Genomic DNA, 4,066 nt, shown 5'->3' with positions numbered 1-4,066 from the left:
TGCCCTTTGCATCGCGCACCGAGGTCCCAAGCCGATCCAATCAGACCCGACAGGCCGATCCGGAAACTCTTCCGGCGGCGAACTGCTAGCGGAGGTCCTGAAAATGGCTACCGGCACTGTCAAATGGTACAACCCCACCAAGGGTTATGGTTTCATCGCTCCCGATGACGGCGGCAAGGACGTGTTCGTTCACGCCTCGGCGGTCGAGGTCTCGGACCTGGGCATCCTCAGCGAAAACCAGAAGATCTCCTACGAGATCGAGCGCGACTCGCGCTCCGGCAAGGAATCCGCCGGTCGCCTGAAGGCTGCCGAATAGGCTTTCAGACCTATCGGGGGGCCGGCTGCTGAAAGGCGCCGGCCCTTTTGCCTTTCAGAGCATCAGGAGAGTCCCATGACCCCGCTCGCCGACATGATCCCCGCCATGAGCGATCCCGACCTCAAGGCCCTGCGCGCCAACGCCGAACGCCTGTCCGCCAGCGGTTCGCCGGTCCAGGCCGCGACCGCCGCCGACATCCTGCCGCTGATCGACGCCGAGACGGCCCGCCGCGCCGCCCTGCCCTCCACTGCGGTGAAGAAGCCCCGCGCGCCGGCCAAGAAGAAGGCCCCGCCCGCCACCGGCCACCAGACCGCCCTTCCGTCCAAAGCCGCCTGAGCCTTTTTCCGGTCTCCAGCGTTGTGCGATGATGTCCCGCCGGAACCGGTCCGGCGGGTGACGTCCCAAGGATGAGATCATGCTGCTTATGGCCCTGCTGGCGCTGGCCGGCGCCCCCCAGGACGCAGGACCGCTGGAGCCCGGCCGTTCCGGCAAGCTGCAATGCTACGGCCCCAATGTCGCGGCCAAGACCTGCACCGCCATCGGCGCCTACCGCTTCGACCCCGACGGCACGATCTGGAACGACGCCCGCAACCAGATCAACGCCTCGCCCGCCGTGGTCCTGTTCGCCACCGGCAAGGTCTATGTGAAGGACGGCGCAGAGTGCGCCCGTCCTGAGAACCGCGCCGAGGAAATCACCGGCATCGAGGTCGACGGGACCCGTCTGGAAGGCGCCCAGTTCGAGGGCGCGCGCCAGCAGATCGCCGCCAACATCTCGGCCGTGCTGGGCGACGGCGAATTCTGCAGCACCTATGTCCCGAACGCCGACGGCACGCTGAAGGCGGCGGTCACCGTCAACGGCGTCGCCCGCCCCGAGTTCGAAAGCACCGTCCTGTGGATCGAACCGAACGACGGCTGGACCCTGGCCCTGCCGGCGAACTGAGGGCTCACCCCAGCGCCTGATCCAGGTCGCCGATCAGGTCGTCCAGGTCCTCGACCCCGACCGACAGCCGGATCAGGTTGTCGGTCACCCCGCCCGCCTCGCGCACCTCTTTCGGCACGCTGGCGTGGGTCATGATGGCCGGGTGGTTCACCAGGCTTTCGACCCCGCCCAGCGACTCCGCCAGCGTGAACACCTGCACCCGCTCCAGCACCTGCTTGGTGCGCGACAGGTCGCCGTCGATGATCGCCGTGCCCATGCCGCCGTAGCGGCCGTTCATCTGCCGTGACGCCAGGTCATGCTGCGGATGGCTGATCAGGCCCGGGTAGATCACCTTGGCGATGCCTTTTCGCGCCTCCAGCCAGCGGGCGACGGCCAGGGCGTTCTCGTTGTGCGCCTTCATGCGCAGGCCCAGGGTCTTGAGCCCCCGGTTGGCCAGGAAGGCGTCGAACGGGCCCATTACTCCGCCCACGGAGTTCTGCAGGAACTTGATCTCCTTCGCGAGATCAGGATCGGCCGTCACCAGCGCCCCGCCGATGATGTCGGAGTGGCCGTTCAGGTATTTGGTCGCCGAGTGCATCACAACGTCGGCGCCCAGCTTCAGCGGCTGCTGGCTCCACGGCGTGGCGAAGGTGTTATCGACCACCAGCAGCAGGCCGTGCGCCTTGGCGATCCTCGACAGGCCCGCGATGTCCGTCAGCTTCATCAGCGGATTGGTGGGCGTCTCGGCCCAGATCATCTTCGTCTTGGGCGTGATCGCCGCCTCGACCGCGTTCAGGTCGCTGAAGTCGACGTAGCTGAAATCCAGCCCCATCGACCGGCGCCGCACCCGCTCGAACAGCCGCCACGAGCCGCCGTACAGGTCGTCGCCGGTGACGATATGCGACCCGGCGTCCAGCAGCTCCAGCGCGGTCGAGGTCGCGGCCATGCCCGAGGCGAAGCCGAAGCCCTGGATCCCGCCCTCCAGGTCCGCCAGGCAGGCCTCGAAGGCCTCGCGCGTCGGGTTCTTGCCCCGGGCGTACTCATAGCCCTTGTTCACGCCCGGGCTTTCCTGGGCGTAGGTCGAGGTGGCGTAGATCGGCGTCATCACCGCCCCGGTCGTCGGGTCGGGGCGCTGCCCGGCGTGGATGGCGCGGGTCGAGAAACCCTGGCTGTTCTTAAGAGAACTCATGAAGCGTCCTGGTCGGTGCGGCCGATGTTGCCGCCGTAAAACGCCGCAGAACGCTCGAAGATCTCGAGCCACTGCGGGGGCGTGAACAGATGGTCCGCGCCCGGCAGTACTTCCTCGCGGACGCTGATGCCCTTGTCACGCAGGAAGGTGATCCACGACGCGGTGTTCTGGGGCAAGACATGGGTGTCGTTCTCGGCGCGGAGCATCATCACCGGGATCCGCCGCCGGGGCGTGCGCGGCGTGTAGACGTCCACGCCGCCCGCCAGCCCGATCGCCGCCGCGGCCCGGCTGTTCCCCAGCGCCCCGTCCACCGCGACGTAGGAGCCCAGCGAATAGCCGAACATCGCCGTGCGCCGGCGGTCGATCCCGCGGGCGATGAACCAGTCGATGGCGTCCTCGCCCACATGCCGCCAGGCGTTCATCATCCGCTCGGGCCGGATGCCGTCATCGGCGAAGGCGTCGGTGAACAGCGGGGTCAGGACCTGGTAGCCGTCGCCGGCGAATCGCATGGCCAGATGGTGCCACGGTCCCCGATTGGTGATCCGCGCGCCCGACCCGTGCATCATCACGATCGCCGCCCGACGCCCCTCGCCCACCGGGCTGTAGTGGATGGCCCGGATCGGCTTGCCGTGGCTGTCGAAGGTCATGCCCTCATAGGCGGGCGTCGGCGCGGCGGGCTCGAGTGTGGGCGCGGGCGCGGGCGCCGCCTCCTGGGCGCGGACGGAGCCCGCGACGCCCAGGCCGGCGATCCCGGCCAGGAAACCGCGCCGCTTCATGTCCGCACTGTTCATCGTCGTTCCCGTAATGGCGTTTGACGAGATCAACTACCGGATCGCCCGATCTGTAAATCCGGGGCGTCGGGTCCTGAACGAATTTCCCTCCCCTGCGCGGCCGGCGCCCTACCGGTTCAGGCTCAGGTGATTGATCAGGTCGGTGCGGGTGATCAGGCCGACGAAGGCTTCGCCGTCCAGCACGATGGCCACCCGGTCCCGGTCGAACAGGGGGATCAGGGCGTCCAGCGGCTCGGAGACCTGCACCGTGTCCAGGTCCCGCGTCATGGCCGACGACACCGGCTTGGCGAAGCGCTCCTTGCGGGTGATCTCGTCGGTGTTCATCACATGCACCAGGTCGCTCTCGTCCAGGATGCCGACCAGGCGGCCGTCCTGGATGATCGGCAGTTGCGAGACGTCGGCGCCCTTCATCCGCTTGAAGGCGGTGTCCAGGGTGTCGTCCGGCCCGGCCACGACCACGTCGCCGTTGGCGTATTTGCGCGAGATCAGGTCCGACAGGTCGCCGTGCAGCTCGCGCTCGCCCAGGCCCTGATCGGCCAGCCAGGCGTCGTTGTAGACCTTGGACAGGTACTTGGCGCCCGTGTCGCAGACGAAGGTCACCACCCGCTTCGGCTCGGTCTGCTCGCGGCACCAGCGCAGGGCGGCGGCGATCAGGGTGCCCGACGACGACCCGGCCAGCACGCCTTCCTTCAGCAGCAGCTCGCGCACGGTGGCGATCGCCTCGGCGTCGGGGATGGAATAGGCCTTGTCGATCAGGTCGATGTCGGCGGTGTCCGGCACGAAATTCTGGCCGATGCCCTCGACGGTGTAGCTGCCATCCGGCCCCGGCACGCCCTCGTTGACGATCCCGG

6 protein-coding genes are annotated in these 4,066 nt (G+C 68.1%); 3 read left to right on the top strand and 3 right to left on the bottom strand.

Going from position 1 to position 4,066, the window contains the following annotated elements; genetic code table 11:
• Positions 1 to 103: 103 nt before the first annotated feature.
• The 3 genes from Q0C81_RS14800 to Q0C81_RS14790 all read left to right on the top strand — a co-directional run bounded on the left by Q0C81_RS14800 (position 104) and on the right by Q0C81_RS14790 (position 1,256).
• Entirely contained in the window at positions 104 to 316 is a 213-nt protein-coding gene (locus Q0C81_RS14800; protein WP_291839570.1) for a cold-shock protein, read from the top strand.
• A gap of 75 nt (positions 317 to 391) precedes the next feature.
• Positions 392 to 652, top strand: coding sequence for a hypothetical protein (locus tag Q0C81_RS14795; RefSeq protein WP_291839567.1), 261 nt, complete (start codon positions 392 to 394; stop codon positions 650 to 652).
• Positions 653 to 731: 79 nt separating this feature from the next.
• Positions 732 to 1,256 carry a hypothetical protein gene (locus Q0C81_RS14790; RefSeq protein WP_291839565.1) on the top strand — a complete coding sequence of 175 codons (525 nt, stop codon included), beginning with the start codon at positions 732 to 734 and terminating at the stop codon, positions 1,254 to 1,256.
• Positions 1,257 to 1,260: 4 nt separating this feature from the next.
• On the opposite strand, the gene Q0C81_RS14785 is transcribed toward Q0C81_RS14790, so the two are convergent.
• The 3 genes from Q0C81_RS14785 to Q0C81_RS14775 all read right to left on the bottom strand — a co-directional run.
• Positions 1,261 to 2,424 carry a PLP-dependent aspartate aminotransferase family protein gene (locus tag Q0C81_RS14785; RefSeq protein WP_291839562.1) on the bottom strand — a complete coding sequence of 388 codons (1,164 nt, stop codon included), beginning with the start codon at positions 2,422 to 2,424 and terminating at the stop codon, positions 1,261 to 1,263.
• A complete protein-coding gene (locus Q0C81_RS14780) occupies positions 2,421 to 3,200 on the bottom strand; it encodes a dienelactone hydrolase family protein (RefSeq protein ID WP_291839559.1) in 780 nt (259 codons plus the stop codon). The genes Q0C81_RS14785 and Q0C81_RS14780 overlap by 4 nt, the downstream gene beginning before the upstream one ends.
• Before the next feature lie 123 nt (positions 3,201 to 3,323).
• Positions 3,324 to 4,066: pyridoxal-phosphate dependent enzyme (locus tag Q0C81_RS14775; RefSeq protein WP_291839556.1), on the bottom strand; the 743-nt coding region annotated here is incomplete at its 5' end.

The organism is Brevundimonas sp. (assembly GCF_023259385.1).
Lineage (GTDB): Bacteria > Pseudomonadota > Alphaproteobacteria > Caulobacterales > Caulobacteraceae > Brevundimonas.
This window is presented reverse-complemented; position numbering and strand designations above follow the sequence as displayed.